The sequence below is a fragment of the Methanobacterium subterraneum genome (genome assembly GCF_002813695.1).
Taxonomy (GTDB): domain Archaea; phylum Methanobacteriota; class Methanobacteria; order Methanobacteriales; family Methanobacteriaceae; genus Methanobacterium; species Methanobacterium subterraneum.
Genome location: NZ_CP017768.1, coordinates 427,458 through 447,916 on the forward strand (window position 1 = coordinate 427,458; position 20,459 = coordinate 447,916).

The following is a 20,459-nucleotide window of genomic DNA, read 5'->3' on the forward strand; positions in this document are numbered from 1 at the left end:
TTGGGATTGAAACCACTGTGACAAATTACAGTCAGGCGGAAATGACAGACACTAAAATCAGACCATTTTGGGATTGAAACCCCTTTGACACGATCAATTATATCCAGGTGCACCTTACTAAAATCAGACCATTTTGGGATTGAAACAATATTTTCACAGGACATTATGGAGAATATAATTATACTAAAATCAGACCATTTTGGGATTGAAACGAAAATATGGAACAATACCTCTACAAATGCAGCTGCGACTAAAATCAGACCATTTTGGGATTGAAACTAATGTTTAATTTATGGGATGTTTTGAAGTCTTTGTACTAAAATCAGACCATTTTGGGATTGAAACGATGATGTGTGGGATCCGGATTGTACCTCGATCACTACTAAAATCAGACCATTTTGGGATTGAAACACTACATACATACCATCCGTTTTCAAATTTAAGGTTACTAAAATCAGACCATTTTGGGATTGAAACTCTAACTTGTCTGCATCAAGACCACTGCCAGGGCCAACTAAAATCAGACCATTTTGGGATTGAAACTATAATATTCTCACAGAAAACCAGTATGATGTTGAAACTAAAATCAGACCATTTTGGGATTGAAACTTTCAGTAGTAGTATAGTAGTATAGTAGTAGAATAAACTAAAATCAGACCATTTTGGGATTGAAACTAACAAAAATCACCTTACACTAACTAAGACATTTAAAACTAAAATCAGACCATTTTGGGATTGAAACGTGGCTATTCACAAAGTGCAATGCATAGAGTGGAAACTAAAATCAGACCATTTTGGGATTGAAACGATGGTTTTCAGTGCCCTTGGATATAGTTTCAGTGAACTAAAATCAGACCATTTTGGGATTGAAACTTGCACTGGAAACCTTTTATTTCGGTGCGTATAATAACTAAAATCAGACCATTTTGGGATTGAAACCACAATTAAAAGGTATGATTCAGAAGAGGATTTTTGGACTAAAATCAGACCATTTTGGGATTGAAACACTGTTGCAGAAAATGCAACTAGTGCAAATATTGCACACTAAAATCAGACCATTTTGGGATTGAAACGTTGGGGCTGTTACATCTGTTTTAATTAGTGTTGCACTAAAATCAGACCATTTTGGGATTGAAACTTTATTGTGATATTTGCAGTTTTAACTGAAATTATGACTAAAATCAGACCATTTTGGGATTGAAACTCAACAACTGCCGGTTAGCAATGGAACTATGCCCCAACTAAAATCAGACCATTTTGGGATTGAAACAGATTAAGGAAATTGGATGATTAAAAAGTGGAGGGACTAAAATCAGACCATTTTGGGATTGAAACTGGAACCTTCAAATGTGGCGGTCACGTATGGGTAACACTAAAATCAGACCATTTTGGGATTGAAACAATGGTACAAGTGAACTAATAAATGAAAGTCTTGTAACTAAAATCAGACCATTTTGGGATTGAAACTACCTCTTTAAATGTAGTTACTGTCTGAATTGCTGTACTAAAATCAGACCATTTTGGGATTGAAACTACAAACAACCACTCATAACAACATTAGTGTAATCTACTAAAATCAGACCATTTTGGGATTGAAACGTCACATACCTAGGACATTACCTTAAATGCAGATAATACTAAAATCAGACCATTTTGGGATTGAAACTTTTCAGTTATCGTTAGGGGGCTAATAGGTTTCTAAACTAAAATCAGACCATTTTGGGATTGAAACCGCTGATGGTGATGACGACAGTGCAACCGTAGCAATACTAAAATCAGACCATTTTGGGATTGAAACCTGAAAACAGTGTAATTCCCTATCATTAAGTTAAAGACTAAAATCAGACCATTTTGGGATTGAAACCTGTATAGGGGTAATGGAAAAAACGGAAGGATGATAACTAAAATCAGACCATTTTGGGATTGAAACTATCTCTGCTGCAACATGGCAACCACCACCGCTGATACTAAAATCAGACCATTTTGGGATTGAAACTACTTCATCATACCCGCAGCATCAAATACTGTATTATACTAAAATCAGACCATTTTGGGATTGAAACATGGTTCAATGAAGTTTAATTTGAAAGCTGATTTTAACTAAAATCAGACCATTTTGGGATTGAAACATCGTAGTAGAATAAATTTAATCAATTTTTAATGGAGACTAAAATCAGACCATTTTGGGATTGAAACTACACTGATGAATAGGGTGTGCTGACACGATAAGCACTAAAATCAGACCATTTTGGGATTGAAACTTCAATATCACCAATATATTATATTGTGTTGATGATAACTAAAATCAGACCATTTTGGGATTGAAACGGACTTTACCGGCTGCATCTACTGGGACAGTGGTTAACTAAAATCAGACCATTTTGGGATTGAAACATGTATGGTGAAGAATTAGGATGGATGAAAATCACAACTAAAATCAGACCATTTTGGGATTGAAACACGCTTAGCCATACTCATTCGCTTATGCCTCCTGCACTAAAATCAGACCATTTTGGGATTGAAACCTAAAAAAGATTAAAATTGTTGTTGTAATCAATAGCACTAAAATCAGACCATTTTGGGATTGAAACGGATAACCAGGCCCCCTTAACTTTTTGTATTTTGATACTAAAATCAGACCATTTTGGGATTGAAACCATACATGCATACCTCGAAAACATAATCACAAACAAACTAAAATCAGACCATTTTGGGATTGAAACCCTCATTACTCTGATTGAAAAACTTCCCTTATCCTCACTAAAATCAGACCATTTTGGGATTGAAACTAATTTAATGCCTTACAACATTTTAACGGACAATCAAACTAAAATCAGACCATTTTGGGATTGAAACTGTTGAAACTAAGCCAGAACGAAATAGATTTTTGTGGACTAAAATCAGACCATTTTGGGATTGAAACACTACAACCCCCTAACAGTAACAACTATTATTTATCACTAAAATCAGACCATTTTGGGATTGAAACTATACTGACATTAGTTACACGAGGATGGCAGGAGGACTAAAATCAGACCATTTTGGGATTGAAACTACAGAGGACCCTTATGTGACAGTGGAAATATGGGACTAAAATCAGACCATTTTGGGATTGAAACTCGTCATAACAAGCATAGAGGTTGTAATCCTTCCCTGACTAAAATCAGACCATTTTGGGATTGAAACAAATAAATACTTTGCTTATTGTTTTTAATTTATTCAACTAAAATCAGACCATTTTGGGATTGAAACGACCTGGCGAATGAACTATTAGAAGAATTACAAGAAACTAAAATCAGACCATTTTGGGATTGAAACCGTTCTACACGTTTTAAACTAAGTCCCCGTGGGGTTTACTAAAATCAGACCATTTTGGGATTGAAACACTAGTAAAACAAACCCTCCAGCTAAGCCAACCACACTAAAATCAGACCATTTTGGGATTGAAACTTCTTTCTTTTATTAAAATAATGGAAGGGGGTCGTACTAAAATCAGACCATTTTGGGATTGAAACGTGGGGTTAAACTAGCCTTTGGAGTAAGTGTTACATCACTAAAATCAGACCATTTTGGGATTGAAACATGGTTACGCTCCAAAACTATACACCACTAGATATGGACTAAAATCAGACCATTTTGGGATTGAAACATTAAACTCAATAAAAAAGAACACAATAGTACCAAAACTAAAATCAGACCATTTTGGGATTGAAACAACATTGCACCGGTCACTGCTTCCATCTGTGGGGACACTAAAATCAGACCATTTTGGGATTGAAACCTTTCTCCAAGGGCAAATAGTCCTCCGGCGGTCCAGACTAAAATCAGACCATTTTGGGATTGAAACAAATCCTCATAGCATAATGATATTTCATTATCAATGACTAAAATCAGACCATTTTGGGATTGAAACACTGTTTTTATATAATTTATTTTTCTTTGATTTTAAGACTAAAATCAGACCATTTTGGGATTGAAACGTTAGAAAATCCCGGAAACCTAAAAAGAAATAGGAGACTAAAATCAGACCATTTTGGGATTGAAACATACTAAGGCCATCTTTGTCAATATTCATCAATGGTACTAAAATCAGACCATTTTGGGATTGAAACTTATTTATGATGTCATTGTTTGAAATCATCAACCGAACTAAAATCAGACCATTTTGGGATTGAAACGCCAGGATATAATAATCACTGCTAATAATTATTGGTCACTAAAATCAGACCATTTTGGGATTGAAACTGGAGAACCTGTCGAAGTACAGGAACAGTATGTTGAACTAAAATCAGACCATTTTGGGATTGAAACTTGCATTTTCCCACGCTGCAGCGGTGTTATGGGCGGACTAAAATCAGACCATTTTGGGATTGAAACCTAATATCACCTCAAAAAAGAGTTTAAATAAATAATACTAAAATCAGACCATTTTGGGATTGAAACCCAGAATGGGCCTTCTTCTTCTTGTATTGTGGCCATACTAAAATCAGACCATTTTGGGATTGAAACAACAATGCAAAATATGAAGGCGTGACATGGACGGTACTAAAATCAGACCATTTTGGGATTGAAACAGTGAAAGTTGGGACAGGATCAACACTAGCTCCGCCAACTAAAATCAGACCATTTTGGGATTGAAACGTTTATACATGGCCTCATAAGTATCCGCATCACCATACTAAAATCAGACCATTTTGGGATTGAAACTGAGAAAGGCCGTGGCCCTATCTATCCAAAGCTCCGGACTAAAATCAGACCATTTTGGGATTGAAACTTTCTTCATCTTCCATCTCATTAGCAAAAAATGTCACTAAAATCAGACCATTTTGGGATTGAAACTACTTATACAAACTTCCTTTACTTCCAGGAAGATCATACTAAAATCAGACCATTTTGGGATTGAAACGTACAAACCATGCAACCGTATAATTCATAAAAAAACACTAAAATCAGACCATTTTGGGATTGAAACCTGTAGATGGGAACATACCCATCTAGGAGTATTGGACTAAAATCAGACCATTTTGGGATTGAAACAGTGCTATGAGTACGGTATCACCAGGCCACATGCTGACTAAAATCAGACCATTTTGGGATTGAAACAGTAATATTAGAAGAAAAGCTCCTTGCGAATTTGAACTAAAATCAGACCATTTTGGGATTGAAACGGGAGATGAAAACTAAATCTGAAACCATCAAGAAAGACTAAAATCAGACCATTTTGGGATTGAAACGATGTAGATCCATCTACAGTTTTTAATTTCGTGAGAACTAAAATCAGACCATTTTGGGATTGAAACTTCGTGGAACCAACCAGGCGGTCAATGAGGGTAATGTACTAAAATCAGACCATTTTGGGATTGAAACTATTTACAGGGAATACTATGTTTAGTTATTTCTTCTACTAAAATCAGACCATTTTGGGATTGAAACGAACATCAAAACTACCATCAAGCAGAGTTAGATACTTACTAAAATCAGACCATTTTGGGATTGAAACACGTATATACTGACACCTATAATGACAGACCGAGGAACTAAAATCAGACCATTTTGGGATTGAAACAAACTAGAACTATTAACATCAGTTGGACTCAAACTAACTAAAATCAGACCATTTTGGGATTGAAACTGACTACCCCATAAGTATCATATAATGGTTTGTTAAAACTAAAATCAGACCATTTTGGGATTGAAACAGAATATTTTGGGGAAACTCAAGATATGGCATATTTACTAAAATCAGACCATTTTGGGATTGAAACAGAGGACGCTATTTCAAAATATTTATTAGCAGTACAACACTAAAATCAGACCATTTTGGGATTGAAACACATAATAATAACGTTGGGAGATAAAAGGAACAAGTACTAAAATCAGACCATTTTGGGATTGAAACTGGGGATAAACCCCAAACTCTTTTTGAGGTGAGAAAACTAAAATCAGACCATTTTGGGATTGAAACAAGAACAAGGCATGGAAGAACGATTTAAAGATGCTTACTAAAATCAGACCATTTTGGGATTGAAACTGATTGGCTCTACCAGTGATGGGTCTGCTAGTATTGACTAAAATCAGACCATTTTGGGATTGAAACAAAGAACTGTCAGCTTCTATGGCTGCAGCTAGACGGACTAAAATCAGACCATTTTGGGATTGAAACTTGGCTGATTTAAGCCCTGATGGGATGCGTAACTATACTAAAATCAGACCATTTTGGGATTGAAACACTTCAAGGGAGAAAATATTGTGACGACGAAGCAAAACTAAAATCAGACCATTTTGGGATTGAAACTACGTTTTTTCAACCGTTACACCATATTTTGAACTACTAAAATCAGACCATTTTGGGATTGAAACTTCGCTTATTATCTGATTATAATCTATGTAACTGATACTAAAATCAGACCATTTTGGGATTGAAACTAAATATACATGGTGATTAAATGGGACAAATAAAACACTAAAATCAGACCATTTTGGGATTGAAACTCTTAATCACCTCTTATTTTTCATCTTTAGGTCTGCACTAAAATCAGACCATTTTGGGATTGAAACTTTAGTGACAATATCATTTTGTAATAAGGCCATCCGGACTAAAATCAGACCATTTTGGGATTGAAACAATGATGATGATGCGGAACTTTTAAGTTTATCAAAACTAAAATCAGACCATTTTGGGATTGAAACGATGATAATCCAGTGGAAGAAGGTAAAGGAGTACCAACTAAAATCAGACCATTTTGGGATTGAAACTGATGTATTGGGCTTAATGCTTCAATGTTTCCTTTTACTAAAATCAGACCATTTTGGGATTGAAACGAAAACCTATAAGTCACGTTTGTTAAAAGTTATTCCCACTAAAATCAGACCATTTTGGGATTGAAACCTTTACTCACCTCTACACCTGCTAAGGTCCTAACAAACTAAAATCAGACCATTTTGGGATTGAAACGAAATACTAGGAATACTAAAAAAATAAAAAAGTGTTACTAAAATCAGACCATTTTGGGATTGAAACAACGTCATCTGGTTTTAAGACTTTTGCTTTATCGGTACTAAAATCAGACCATTTTGGGATTGAAACTATACAACATACCCTGTATCTGGATCGGTTACGGTTACTAAAATCAGACCATTTTGGGATTGAAACCCCATAAACCATGTTATGAGGTTAATGCGGCCTTCAAACTAAAATCAGACCATTTTGGGATTGAAACTACCTTACACAGATCTATGAAAACGATGGGGACAATACTAAAATCAGACCATTTTGGGATTGAAACGTCATGAAGGTCTGATAGGTTAATCCGAGTAGGAATAACTAAAATCAGACCATTTTGGGATTGAAACCACATGGTCCTCATAGTAAATCTGGTAAGATATTGCGACTAAAATCAGACCATTTTGGGATTGAAACTTGATGGAACTGGTAGGCCATGCTATGTATTATATGGACTAAAATCAGACCATTTTGGGATTGAAACTTCTTTGTTTGCAGTTGGTGATTTACATCCTACTTTACTAAAATCAGACCATTTTGGGATTGAAACAAAAGCAAACGTAAAGTAGACTTCTCATTTAAAGCAACTAAAATCAGACCATTTTGGGATTGAAACACTACATGAGATTAGTAAAGATAAAGAAGAAGAGGCACTAAAATCAGACCATTTTGGGATTGAAACTTCGTTATCCTTGGAACCGGTGAACATTGGATAGGTACTAAAATCAGACCATTTTGGGATTGAAACACTCAATCCTTGTTTTCGTAATTGATAGGCAACACCACTAAAATCAGACCATTTTGGGATTGAAACGAACTTGATGATATTAAGTTGGCAATCACCAGGAGCAACTAAAATCAGACCATTTTGGGATTGAAACCTCGGATCAAGATCTTCAACTTTTCAAAAAATGATCACTAAAATCAGACCATTTTGGGATTGAAACTCATGAATGTTATGTTACTTTAGTAAGAAAGTGGAAACTAAAATCAGACCATTTTGGGATTGAAACTTCATGAGTTGACCTGTCTTCTGGTTCATAATCAAAACTAAAATCAGACCATTTTGGGATTGAAACCTGCTTATCATGGGGAAGGTAGTGGGCTGTTTCTTACTAAAATCAGACCATTTTGGGATTGAAACTTCATTAGCTATGCAGAACTTGATGATATTTTCTACACTAAAATCAGACCATTTTGGGATTGAAACGAACCCGAACCAGTACGTGCAGAAAATACAACAGTTACTAAAATCAGACCATTTTGGGATTGAAACATCAGATTATGATTGATAATATTAGTCAGACTGTGGGACTAAAATCAGACCATTTTGGGATTGAAACTCATTACTCTAAAAAATCTACTAGTGGAACCAAAATACTAAAATCAGACCATTTTGGGATTGAAACCCTTAAAAGTTTGTGTATTTGTGTAAGGGATTATAAGACTAAAATCAGACCATTTTGGGATTGAAACCCAACCCATCATCTTGATGGACCACGAGGAAACACACTAAAATCAGACCATTTTGGGATTGAAACTTGTGTTTTGTGTGTTTGTTCTGTGTCAGTTGTGTTACTAAAATCAGACCATTTTGGGATTGAAACTGAAATACACCACCTTGGGGGGTGTGTGGGGTTTTCAACTAAAATCAGACCATTTTGGGATTGAAACAAACAACTCAATACTCTAAAGTGATACAAAATGAAAGACTAAAATCAGACCATTTTGGGATTGAAACACCGTTATTATGTCCGGGGCCGTCCCGGTCCGCATAACTAAAATCAGACCATTTTGGGATTGAAACGCCGTACATACGGATAGTTGGGATGTTGATAGTACACTAAAATCAGACCATTTTGGGATTGAAACACATTTATTAGGTATTTAATTGTCCTCTCCTTCGTCTACTAAAATCAGACCATTTTGGGATTGAAACCCTGGAAGTCATGGCAGAAGCAGGAAGAATCCAGTTACTAAAATCAGACCATTTTGGGATTGAAACTCTTCATGGATGGGTGAATGTTCTGGGAACTGTTCAACTAAAATCAGACCATTTTGGGATTGAAACGGCAATATCATCCTCAATCTTCAGATAAGCATCAGTTACTAAAATCAGACCATTTTGGGATTGAAACTTTAGTCACAATATCATTTTGAAGTAACGCCATCCGGACTAAAATCAGACCATTTTGGGATTGAAACCCTATCACCATCCAGAGGGTGCTCTGTCCCTGTGTTTACTAAAATCAGACCATTTTGGGATTGAAACTAGATCTGAAATTTAAAGGAGGCATCTAATTGGTTAAACTAAAATCAGACCATTTTGGGATTGAAACCAAGAATTATCGTCATTGATGGTAGTGGATTATCATGACTAAAATCAGACCATTTTGGGATTGAAACAGACGGAACAACAACATTAGGCGAAGCCAAAGAAGACTAAAATCAGACCATTTTGGGATTGAAACATATATGAGTCGGTCTTTTCTGTGGAGTCCTGATGAACTAAAATCAGACCATTTTGGGATTGAAACTTGTCACAGGTCCGGAGGTATACATTATGCGCTGAAACTAAAATCAGACCATTTTGGGATTGAAACGCTAGCTAATTTGGAAGGTAAAGAGTTCTTTGTGAAACTAAAATCAGACCATTTTGGGATTGAAACGGGTTGTTTCGTTGGCTGTTAGTAAGAATCTGCTGTACTAAAATCAGACCATTTTGGGATTGAAACGTTCCAGGTTGTCTTCGAGGGTATCATAGTCAATCCACTAAAATCAGACCATTTTGGGATTGAAACCTGGCTATGACTCTGATGAAAGGAAAGTATTCTACATACTAAAATCAGACCATTTTGGGATTGAAACTCTGGGATGTTGGACAGGTCTTAACACTGGTAAAAAACTAAAATCAGACCATTTTGGGATTGAAACGTGCAAACGTTAAATCACAGCTCGAAACTATCCTCTACTAAAATCAGACCATTTTGGGATTGAAACCCTTTATCAGTGATTTAGCTACGGAAAATTTAGATAACTAAAATCAGACCATTTTGGGATTGAAACAAACTATGTTAAAAGAAATAGCTTTGGAATATCTTCACATAATTATAGGCCATATGGTCTAGACCACTGGGTTTATATATAATAACTGCTATACACTTAAAATCGTGAATATTAAACATTAGGGGGAGATTGTTCAGGAACTATACTACTTGGCATTTGAATAATGAGTCATAAGGGGATTAAAATGAAAGAAAAATCATTTAAAAGAAAGAAAGAACTTATTGAGGCTGCTTTAGATGAATTTACAACCAATCGCTATGAAAATGCTTCTTTAAATAAAATCATCAAAAATGCAGGCATCAGTAAAGGTACTTTTTACTATCACTTCCAGGACAAACAGGCAATTTACATTTTCCTGCTTAAAACAGCTTATGAAAAAGAATGGGAATACATTAATAAACGTGTTAAAGAACGCGCCATAGATTTTGAAGGAAAAGACTTTTTTGAAAAATTCAAGTTACAATCTCAAATTGGGATGGAATTCGGCATAACATACCCTAAATACATGAAATTAGCCACGATGTTTAGAAAAGAAGAGGAAAATGATGAAATGCATAGAATCTTCCAGTATGTAAACAGTGCTCGTGAAAATACTGCAGAAACATGGCTTGTAAAAATGATAACCCATGGAATAGAAGATGGAGATTTTAATAACAGGTTCCCTAAGGATTTTATCATGAAAATTATGAAATGTCTATTCATTCATTTTGATGAAATGTTCGATGTGGGGGAAGATTACGAGAAAGGAAAGCTTCTTGAAGATATTAATGATTTAATAGACTTTTTGAAATATGGATTTGGTAAATCAAGCTCAAAAAAAATAATTTAGAATAGTATAAACGAAAAAACAATCCAGGTGCCGGAGATGGAAGAACCAGATATTGTTGATAGGATTGGAACACCTCTGCGGCGGTTGCAGGGCCCGAGCATACAATTATTTCAATGATATCCTAGCACCCGACCCTGGCTGCATAAACAACCAGAAGAATGGAACAAATTCCAAATTTCCAGGAAAATTACCTGAAAATTTAACTTAAGTATGGGGGGTTAAAAATTGAATGATATTGATGTCTTGTTGATAAATCCCATAGACGATACAGCAGTTAAAAATGGATTGGGCCTTAAAATCCCTCCCTTAAATTTGATGTACCTCGCTGCTGCGCTTGAAAACGCTTCAATAACGGTTAAAATTATTGATGATGATTTGTATCAGGCTGGGTTCGATAAAATTACAAATTTAGCCTCAAAAATTGATCCTAAAGTTGTGGGAATTACTGCAACTACAGCAACAATAAAAAACGCTTTAGAATATATTAAAAACATTAAAAAAGCTTTACCCAATACATTAACTGTAATTGGAGGTCCACATCCCACTTTCATGCCATATGAAACATTAAAAAGTGAGAAAACATTGGATGCAGTTGTAATTGGGGAAGGGGAAGAAACTATAGTGGACATCGCTGACAATGCCAGAAAAAATCTTTCTGGAATTAAAGGAATTTCATACCGAAACGATGATAAAATCAGGAAAACACCATCAAGACCCCTAATAAAGGATCTAGATAGTTTACCCTTTCCTGCAAGACACCTCGTTCCTTTTAAGTCCTATGAACTCTCAAGCCAGGCAGGAGGGATGATTACAAGCAGAGGGTGTGTTTTTTCATGTAATTACTGTTCTTCATCCCTTATTATGGGTAAAAAATTCAGAACACGCAGTCCTGAAAATGTTGTGGATGAACTGGAAGAACTCTCCTACAAATATGGTTTAAAGGAAGTAGCATTCTTAGACGATATATTCATGTTAAATAAAAAAAGAGCAGGAATGATAGCAGATGAAATCAAATGCAGAGACATAGATGTAAGTTTTATAGCTTCCTCACGTGTTAACAATGTAGATAAGCGGCTACTAGAATCTCTTAAGGATTCAGGTATGAGTACATTGTACTGTGGTGTTGAATCAGGTTCGCAGCGTGTTTTGGATCTTATGGGAAAAGGCATCACCCTAAAACAAGCTGAAAACGCCTTCAAAATCGCTAAAAATGTCGGTATTGATGTTGTAGGCTCTTTTATCCTGGGTTATCCTGGAGAAACAGTTGAAGAGATGAATCAAACCATAGATTTTTCCATAAAACTTGATCCGGATTATTGTCAGTATTCCATATTAACACCCTTCCCAGGAACGCCAATATACTATGAACTGAAACATAAAGGGCTGCTGGATACAGAAAATTGGGATAGATATACAGTTATTAATTCTGTTATAAATTACGAAAAACTCGGATTAAGCAAAAAATTAGTTGAAAAAAAACTGGCCCGTGCTTATCTTAAATTCTATACCCGGCCAAAGTATGTTCTGAGTCACAGTAACATGTTTAAAGTTTTAATAAAGACCCTGTTTAGAAGCTATGTAATGCCAAAAATAAGGGGAGGAACACCTGAAGGATGGTATAACACACTAGAAAGTATAGAATAATAAATTAAAATATTTGATTACCTTAATTGTTTTTTTAAAAATTTTATAACCTATTATAACTAATAATGGTGAGATCATGGTCCTAAAAAAAATCAAAAGTCTCTGTCCTGAATGTCTCCAGGTAATCGATGCAGAAATTTATGAAGATGAAGACAATGTTGAAATAAGAAAAGAATGCAAAAATCATGGAAAATTTGAAAACACATACTGGAGCAGCAATGAACTTTACAAAGAGGCATCACAGTATGATCATAAAGGCAATGGAATTGAGAATCCTCAGACTTATTCAAATAAAGAATGCCCTTCAAATTGCGGACTATGTAGGGAACACGAAAGCCATACCATCCTTGGACTTATCGATGTAACCAATAGATGCAATTTGAAGTGCCCTGTTTGTTTTGCAAATGCTGCCACTGCAAAATATATTTACGAACCATCATATGAAGAAATAAGGAAAATGCTCCGGACATTAAGGGCTAATGAGCCAGTCCCAGCCCCTGCAATCCAATATGCTGGAGGAGAACCCACAGTACGGAAAGATATTGTTGAACTGGTAAAACTTGCAAAGGGGGAGGGATTTACACACACCCAGATTGCCACAAATGGAATAAAGCTTGCAAAAAACCCCGAACTAGCAGAAGAGCTTAAAGAAGCTGGTTTAAACACGGTTTATCTTCAGTTTGATGGAGTTACAGAGGAACCGTATATCAAAGCAAGGGGTAGAAATTTGCTTCCTACTAAATTAGAGGCAATCGAAAACTGTAGAAAAGTAGAATTAGGAATTGTTTTAGTCCCAACTCTTGTAAAAGGAGTGAATGATGGTCAGATAGGGGATATAATTAAATTTGCTATTGATAATATTGATATAATACGAGGGATCAACTTCCAGCCAGTTTCCTTTGCAGGAAGAACTCCATCTGATGAAGTAGAAGGGCAAAGAGTAACTATTCCTTACTTTGAAAATTTAGTGGAAGAACAGACAGAATCCCAGATAAAAGTTGAAGATTTTTACCCGGCATCATCAGTTATCCCCATTTCAGAGTTTATAGAAGCCATTGAAGGTGAAAAACAGGTTACATTTACCTGCCATCCTCATTGTGGCACTGCAACCTATGTTTTTGTTGAAGATGATGAAATCATTCCAGTCACCCAGTTTATAGATGTGGACCGGTTCTTTAATCTCCTATCAAAAAGTGCTGAAGATATTAAAGAAGGTAACATAACAGGGAAAGCAAAAACAATAGCAAGAGCCACAGTTGAGCTTCCCAGAGTAATAGACAGATCCAAAGCACCGAAATCGATTGATGTAAAGAATATTTTGACTTCAGTATTTAAAGAGAGGTCTTATGCAGCACTTGGTGAATTCCATAATAAATCAATGCTTATTGCATGCATGCACTTCATGGACCCATGGAACTTCGATCAAGATAGGGTTAAAAGGTGTGTAATTCACTATGCAGTTCCAGATGGGAGGATTATACCTTTCTGTTCCATGAATACAATCTACAGGGAAGAAATTGAGAAAAAGTTCGCTATTTCAAGTGGAAAATAAAACATCAAAGAGAATCAACCTTTTCCCTCCCATGATCATTGATTCCCCTTAAGAATTGGCTTTCCAGTTCACCCCGCTTTATGACTTGCTTATCTGTCTAAAAGCATGGAGGATCCCCATATTATTCTTCAAATGACTTTATGGCTCATTTCATCTACCATGAGGCCTTCATAACCTAAAAATCATGGGAACGGATTAAAGAAAGGTGTTAATTTAAGATGTAAATGAACACCACGTAGAATATGATCACAAATATAATGAAAACCAGAATATTTTTTAGAGAGCTTTTCCACCCTTTAGAACTTTCAACAACTTCCGCTCCTGGTTCATCATCTCCAGTTTCCATGGTTCCTATTTTACCAGCTGCTTCAGCATTTTCCTGGTCTATAATTTTTTGGGCTTCGGCAGCAAGTTCGTCATTTTTACGTTCCTCATTTTCTTTTTTAAGTTTTATCAGTGCTGTGCCTTCTTTGAATCCTAAATCTTTAGCAGGACTTCCACACTCAGGACAGACTCCTTCAACCCGTCTGACATTACCACAATCTGGATTTGTACACATTGATGCCATCTTTTTGATCCCCTATTATTTTTTTTCTGTTAAATAGTTCCTTAGTTATACTCCAGTTTCAAATTTAGTATAATATTGAATGTAGTATTTAATGATTTATAATAGATGTAATGAACATGGGAGGTTTGGGGTTTTTACTGAAATTAATTCAATGGAAGTAAGCCCAATAACATTAAATGAAGGATGATATGTATTTAGTATAAGGTGACTAATTTGCGATGTCCAAAATGTGGAGTAGAATATCCAGAAAACTCAGACCGATGCCAGTTTTGTGGTAATCCAAAGAACCCCTTTCCGGTAAATGACCGGAAGAAGGGCCAAAAAGTAAACTCAAGCGAACTAAAACATGAACCAGAGACTAACAAGTCACACTTTGTAGCCAAACTCCTGGGATTCATTGGTATAATATTTTTCATTCCCTTAACCCTGGCCTCTGGAATCTACCTGTTAACCCGGGGAGAAAAAAAGGCCAAATACTGGGGAATAGCCTATATAGTAATTGGAGTAATATTCTGGGCAATAGGAGCTTACCTGGTTTATACCATGGGATACGATAAAGTCCTGGCAACCTACAACCTGACCAATTATTCCTACAACTTTACTAACTATGGTCTTAAGTTCTAGGTTAAAACCCCCATTTACTTCTAATTTTTTAAAATCTCCTTTATTTTTTACCAGAAAGTTCCATGATGAAAACCAATAATAAGGTTAAACTGGAGATAAAATGGCACTGTCCCTGTTTAAATAATAATGGGACCTGTAAAAGTATAAGAAGAATAATTATATTAGAATGTTTTAGTTAAACTATAAACTAAGTTCAAGCAGATTATAAAAGGCCTAAATAGGATTATAAGCGAAATAGGAGTTATTTATAATGGAAAAAATAATACTCGGCCTTCCTAAAGGAAGTTTAAACAATGTTAACCGGGGTAACACTTACCAGTTATTTGTTGATGCAGGTTATGAGGTTCGGGGATACGAACCCGGTAAGGAAGAGAACGAAATCACCATCCTCAATGACCCTGAAATTAAGGGATTTCTAACCAGACCCCAGAGTGCACCAGTGGAACTCAATCGACAGATTCTTGACCTGGCAATTATCGGAGAAGACTGGGTCCGGGAAGAATCAGTGAATCTAAAAGAACAACTCATAAAAAAAGTTGGAGATCTGGATTACGGTCAAACCAGGCTCATCGTGGCCGTCCCCAGCGATGATCCTTATGAATCTCTGTCTGAATTTTTCAGGGCCAATAAGGGTCGGGAAAATCCCATACTCTGTTTCACCGAGTACCCCAACCTCACCCGTCAGTTCTTCATGGAAAACGATGGTTACCAGGAATTATTCGGTGAAAGCAAACCTTTAGTTCAGGTACGTGGTCTGTGGGATGGGGACAATGAAATGGTCCAGATAATTAACTCCGACGGCGCCACCGAGGTTTACATAGCAAAAGGAGCCGACCTGGTTGTGGACAACACCCAAACTGGTAGTAGCCTCCGGAAAGCAGGACTCAAAATCCTGGAAACCATTATGGAATCCAGTGCAGGATTATACGCTGGTCCCAGCTGCACACAGGAAAAGGCAGAAAAGGCAAGGATTATATTTGAACAATTATTCGGAGCAATAAAGGCAAGGAAATACTTCGATGTTAAATTTAATATTGCTAACCAGAAACTGGACAATGTAAAGGATTTCTTAATGTCCAATGAATACTGTTCTGATGAACCCACCGCAGTTAAAGGAAGCAGTTTCTCCCAAGTTAATGTCTTGATTCCTAAAAATAAATTCCCAGAAATGTTAAAAGGAATAAAAACCTTCGGAGCCTCTGCTATTGTCCGGGAAAATGTTAAACAGTATGTGCAGTAAATCAGGATTAGATTTATCCATTAAAATAGAGTACTTTCAGAAAAAAATTAACTAAATAATTTTTTAAAGTATTTGGAAGTTCTCTTATACATTTTTTTTCATCAAATATAATAGGACCTCTCAGTTATATTTTGAAGACTTAACTCTATCAATAGACTTATTCACTTTAATTTCACATATCCTTATCTATTGAGACCTTATTACTGTGCAGGAACCGTGTAATCTCCGATTTAACCTTTTCATAATGGCCTAATAACAGATGACCGCCATCAGGCAAAGCCAACAGACGAGATTGGGGAATTCTTTCAACCAGGCTCTGTGCATTTTCATGGAGTGCTAGTGGATCATCTTGAGCACTGATCACCAATGTTGGAATCGCAATATCTTCAAAGGGATAGTTTTCGTTATTAGAACTGTTAAAAATCTCAGGAGATGAAGTGTAGATATCAAAAAAACTCCCATCAACCCTTGCACTAACTGGCAGTATGTGGTACAGTAGATCTCTAACTTCAGCCTCATATTCTTGTGTAAGTGTAAATTCCTTAGGCACACCAATCCAGGCATCCTGAACCCACGACCCGAAATAGGTGATGGTTGCCCAGTATATAAAATCATTTTTAAAGAAGATATTGAATATGGCTTTGGACATGACCGGACCCTTTCCAGGGGCCGCAGGAGAAACAAGAATAAGTGCTGAAACGCGCTCAGGGTAGCGCAGGGTGAACTGGATGGATGATGCTGAACCAGCAGAATAACCAACAACAGCAATCTTCTCCATATTCAATGAGTCCAAAAGGGAAGCGTAGGCATCAGCTTGCATTCCTACACTGGGTTTCTCTGGTATAGAGGAGCGTAGATAACCAAACCGTGAAACAGATATAACTTGGAACTGGGGGTCAATGGTCTTATTAGTCATCATTAAACCCTGATCAAAGCCACCAGCATTGCCATGCACGGCTAGTATGGGGTAACCATTCCCGGTTCTAGCATACTCGATGGATCCACAGTTTGTCTCAATTACCCTGCTATCCAGGTTACGGATATACTTTCTTATAGCTTGCATCTCGTTACGGTAACGTGTCATTTACTAACACCACCAATACACAAATTTTTGCTACTTTTACGGCAATCTAGAAAACATTTAAGGTAATCTGAAATTTTAACAATTGGATCTAAGGGTAAAATATATCATGGTCTATTATCCCATTAAATCTGGATTGGATGTTGGAAGAAATGGGGTCGGATTAGGGTATGCCTTCATCAGATGGTAAAGTGTCCGGGTTAAAGGTCAATCTCCTGGAGGCGCTTCAGTAAATATCTGGAAACTCACGATTCTTCTGCCAGTTTTTTTAATATATTTAGAGCTTTAGGCCAGGTTTTCTCCAACATTTCCAACATCTCTTGATCTACACCCATATCTGAATTTAAATCCACCCGTAGTTCAGTTTTACCATCCAAATCCTTAAATGTGTAATTTTCAAGTGAACCTGCCCATTCTTTAGCTTCCTGGCTTGAGGTATCTTCTTCGCCGTTAGACACTATGCCAACACTTTCGATGGAAATATACTCATATTTACGGTTCTCTTTGATTCGGCTCACCATTCCAGACAATTTACCGGTCTCATCTGGTGCAAGGAAAAGTATTTTACTTCCCTCAGCCCAATCACCGACGTAACTTGAACCAGGCATAAACACGTCAGTCCATTTTTCATAAGTATCCTTATTGAGCATGGCCTTCCAGACCTTTTCTTTAGGTGCATTTATAACAATTGAATAATGCAGGGTTTCCATATAATCTTCCCCCATTTTTATTTTTCAACCAGTTCTTTAAGCTTTTCCAGTGCTTCCTGCCACATGCCATGGTATATTTCTTTATAATCCTCGGGTATATCCATAACTGGAAATAGTTCCACCAGTACCTCAGTGGAGCCATCTAACTCTTTTAACGTGTAATTTTCAAGCGCACCAGCATACACCGTTGCTTCTTTACTGGTGATATCTTCTTGTTCATCCTTTACCATACCAATATTTTCGATTGATACAAATTCATATGGTTTATAATCCTTTATTCGATTGACTGTACCAGATATTTTCCCGGTTTCATCCGGTGCGAGGAAAAGTATTTTACTGCCTTTACTCCAGTCACCCGTATAATATATTTCCGGGATAAATACGTCTGCCCATTTTCCGTATGTATCCTTACCGAGCATGGTTTCCCAGACCTTTTTTTTAGGTGCATTTATAATGATTGAGAAATGTAGTTTTTCCATATTAAACACTCCTTGTACAAAACACATTTTATTTATCTTTTTATTGGTCTATCTTCCCTCATACGCCTGCTTTAACTTATCTATGTCAAGTTTATTCATTTGCATCATGGACTTCATCACTCTCTGGGATTTCTCTGGGTCTGGATCATTTAAGAATTCAAATAAAAAACTGGGAACGATCTGCCAGGCTAAACCAAATTTATCCTTAACCCAACCGGGTCCCAGTTCCATTCCTCCCTCTTTGAGTTTTTCCCACAACTCATCAACCTCTTTCTGAGTATCACAGTTCACGAATAACGATAAAGCTTCAGTAAATTTGAATTGTGGATTATCATTTAATGCATAAAAATCCTGTCCTTCGAGTTGGAAGTTAACAGACATAACTGATCCTTCCGGGCCGGGGCCGGATTTCCCGTATCGCATAGTATTTATTATCTTTGAATTTTTAAAGATGGATGTATAGAACTTAGCTGCCTCTTCAGCTTTACTGTCTTCAAACCATAAGAATGGTACTATTTTTTGCATTTCAATCATTCCTTTAGACAAGATATTCTGCGAGTTTATCAAGGGATTCATTCCAACCGGCCTCTGCTGAGGTTTTATTTTCATTATCAGGGAAGCCGGTGTGCTGCAAGGTGATTCTGGTCTTACCATCCTCTTCATGGAAGGTTACCATCACTTTTAACTCTAAAGGCCAGTCACCACTTATTCCATAGTCTGAAGCCGGAACCACATTACCATCTTCATTAGCGAAGCTATCGGTGGACACAATCCGCTCCATGGGAATTATCTCCTTATAAATACCGGTGCTCCAGATATCCTGGCCTTCAGGGGATCGCATGCAGTAGAGGGAAGAGCCTCCCACTCTAAAGTCATTTTTAACTACGGGTGTTGTGTAGCCTTTTGGACCCCACCACTTTTTAATAGATTCAGGGTCGGTCCATGCCGCCCATACCTTCCCCAGCGGTGCATGGAAGGTACGAGTTATAAATAACATGGTAATTTCTATTATTGCCATAACATTTCCCTCGGTGTCCTGGAAGGATCCGGTGTAACCCATATCTGGGATGGTCATCTTCTCTGTCAACATCTTCCCACCCTCAGCTTCTATTTTTAGGGCAAATTCATCATAGGAATCAACACTTATGACATCACTAATCATAGAACCAGATTCTTTTGGTTTAATAGCCCCATTAATCCCTGGTTCATCTTCCTCACCAGCTTCCACCAGCCAGTAATCAAATTCACCCTGCCATTTATTTATTTTCCATCCGAAAACATTCTTATAGAATTTTATTGCTCTTTCTGGCTTTCCTGCAGGAATCTCAAAATGTATAACTTTCGCCATAATCTAACACCTCTTTTTAACTGAATAAATGAATAAAAAAAATTTTAAATTGTTAAAATTATTTTAAATCCTTTCTCAATGCATTGATGAAGTGAAATCTTATCTAATATATCATAATCTTAAATCACCCTAAATCATATTTTCTCACCTTAATACAGTATATTTTATTACTTTTAGAATAATAATATTCCTATCATCTGAACATATAAGCATGGTCCAAACATTAAATAGAAATACAAAAAATTAGTAAATGAGAAATGATGAAAATTCTAATATCTGTATTATTGTAAGGGAAAATTTTAATTAAAAAGGGGA

Annotated in this window: 12 protein-coding genes and 1 CRISPR repeat array (1 of these 13 only partly in view); of the genes, 6 read left to right on the forward strand and 6 right to left on the reverse strand. The window is 36.5% G+C overall.

All coding sequences use genetic code 11. The features are described from left to right. A CRISPR array of direct repeats spans positions 1-10,069; the repeat unit is 30 nt; unit sequence ACTAAAATCAGACCATTTTGGGATTGAAAC (it extends 348 nt beyond the left edge of the window). Positions 10,070-10,253: 184 nt separating this feature from the next. The 4 genes from BK009_RS02125 (at position 10,254) to tes (ending at position 14,094) form a co-directional block, all read left to right on the forward strand. Further along, complete coding sequence (locus tag BK009_RS02125; RefSeq protein ID WP_157809682.1) at positions 10,254-10,898, forward strand: TetR/AcrR family transcriptional regulator; 645 nt, start codon at positions 10,254-10,256, stop codon at positions 10,896-10,898. A gap of 52 nt (positions 10,899-10,950) precedes the next feature. Further along, a complete protein-coding gene (locus tag BK009_RS12325; protein ID WP_157809683.1) occupies positions 10,951-11,106 on the forward strand; it encodes a hypothetical protein in 156 nt (51 codons plus the stop codon). Positions 11,107-11,123: 17 nt separating this feature from the next. After that, positions 11,124-12,542: a B12-binding domain-containing radical SAM protein gene (locus BK009_RS02130; protein WP_236951008.1), complete on the forward strand. Its 1,419-nt coding sequence runs from the start codon at positions 11,124-11,126 to the stop codon at positions 12,540-12,542. Between the two features lie 76 nt (positions 12,543-12,618). Continuing rightward, on the forward strand, positions 12,619-14,094 hold the full coding sequence (gene tes / locus BK009_RS02135; protein ID WP_100908885.1) for a tetraether lipid synthase Tes: 1,476 nt from the start codon (positions 12,619-12,621) through the stop codon (positions 14,092-14,094). Between the two features lie 208 nt (positions 14,095-14,302). Here tes and BK009_RS02140 read toward each other — a convergent pair whose 3' ends face one another. Then, a complete protein-coding gene (locus tag BK009_RS02140; protein ID WP_100907671.1) occupies positions 14,303-14,662 on the reverse strand; it encodes a hypothetical protein in 360 nt (119 codons plus the stop codon). Positions 14,663-14,866: 204 nt separating this feature from the next. Between BK009_RS02140 and BK009_RS02145 the strand changes: the two genes are divergently transcribed. Together BK009_RS02145 and hisG are read left to right on the forward strand one after the other, a co-directional pair. Further along, positions 14,867-15,286 carry a hypothetical protein gene (locus tag BK009_RS02145; protein ID WP_236951009.1) on the forward strand — a complete coding sequence of 140 codons (420 nt, stop codon included), beginning with the start codon at positions 14,867-14,869 and terminating at the stop codon, positions 15,284-15,286. Between the two features lie 250 nt (positions 15,287-15,536). After that, the gene (hisG, locus tag BK009_RS02150; protein WP_100908887.1) at positions 15,537-16,526 is read left to right on the forward strand and encodes an ATP phosphoribosyltransferase; all 990 of its coding nucleotides are present in this window, start codon (positions 15,537-15,539) and stop codon (positions 16,524-16,526) included. A 172-nt stretch (positions 16,527-16,698) separates the two neighbouring features. Here hisG and BK009_RS02155 read toward each other — a convergent pair whose 3' ends face one another. The 5 genes from BK009_RS02155 to BK009_RS12605 all read right to left on the reverse strand — a co-directional run bounded on the left by BK009_RS02155 (position 16,699) and on the right by BK009_RS12605 (position 20,144). Then, on the reverse strand, positions 16,699-17,610 hold the full coding sequence (locus BK009_RS02155; protein ID WP_100906530.1) for an alpha/beta fold hydrolase: 912 nt from the start codon (positions 17,608-17,610) through the stop codon (positions 16,699-16,701). Positions 17,611-17,852: 242 nt separating this feature from the next. Beyond that, a complete protein-coding gene (locus BK009_RS02160) occupies positions 17,853-18,317 on the reverse strand; it encodes an SRPBCC family protein (RefSeq protein WP_100909708.1) in 465 nt (154 codons plus the stop codon). Positions 18,318-18,334: 17 nt separating this feature from the next. Next, positions 18,335-18,796: an SRPBCC family protein gene (locus BK009_RS02165; protein WP_100908888.1), complete on the reverse strand. Its 462-nt coding sequence runs from the start codon at positions 18,794-18,796 to the stop codon at positions 18,335-18,337. 48 nt (positions 18,797-18,844) lie between these two features. Beyond that, on the reverse strand, positions 18,845-19,342 hold the full coding sequence (locus tag BK009_RS02170) for a VOC family protein (protein ID WP_236951010.1): 498 nt from the start codon (positions 19,340-19,342) through the stop codon (positions 18,845-18,847). Next, positions 19,335-20,144, reverse strand: coding sequence for an SRPBCC domain-containing protein (locus tag BK009_RS12605; protein ID WP_236951011.1), 810 nt, complete (start codon positions 20,142-20,144; stop codon positions 19,335-19,337). The genes BK009_RS02170 and BK009_RS12605 overlap by 8 nt, the downstream gene beginning before the upstream one ends. Between the last annotated feature and the right edge of the window lie 315 nt (positions 20,145-20,459).

Bases quoted from the DNA above. Each gene is read 5' to 3' on its own strand.
- BK009_RS02125 (WP_157809682.1), top strand. From the start codon at position 10,254: ATGAAAGAAAAATCATTTAAAAGAAAGAAAGAACTTATTGAGGCTGCT.
- tes (WP_100908885.1), top strand. From the start codon at position 12,619: ATGGTCCTAAAAAAAATCAAAAGTCTCTGTCCTGAATGTCTCCAGGTA.
- BK009_RS02140 (WP_100907671.1), bottom strand. From the start codon at position 14,662: ATGGCATCAATGTGTACAAATCCAGATTGTGGTAATGTCAGACGGGTT.
- hisG (WP_100908887.1), top strand. From the start codon at position 15,537: ATGGAAAAAATAATACTCGGCCTTCCTAAAGGAAGTTTAAACAATGTT.
- BK009_RS02155 (WP_100906530.1), bottom strand. From the start codon at position 17,610: ATGACACGTTACCGTAACGAGATGCAAGCTATAAGAAAGTATATCCGT.
- BK009_RS02160 (WP_100909708.1), bottom strand. From the start codon at position 18,317: ATGGAAACCCTGCATTATTCAATTGTTATAAATGCACCTAAAGAAAAG.
- BK009_RS02165 (WP_100908888.1), bottom strand. From the start codon at position 18,796: ATGGAAAAACTACATTTCTCAATCATTATAAATGCACCTAAAAAAAAG.
- BK009_RS12605 (WP_236951011.1), bottom strand. From the start codon at position 20,144: ATGGCGAAAGTTATACATTTTGAGATTCCTGCAGGAAAGCCAGAAAGA.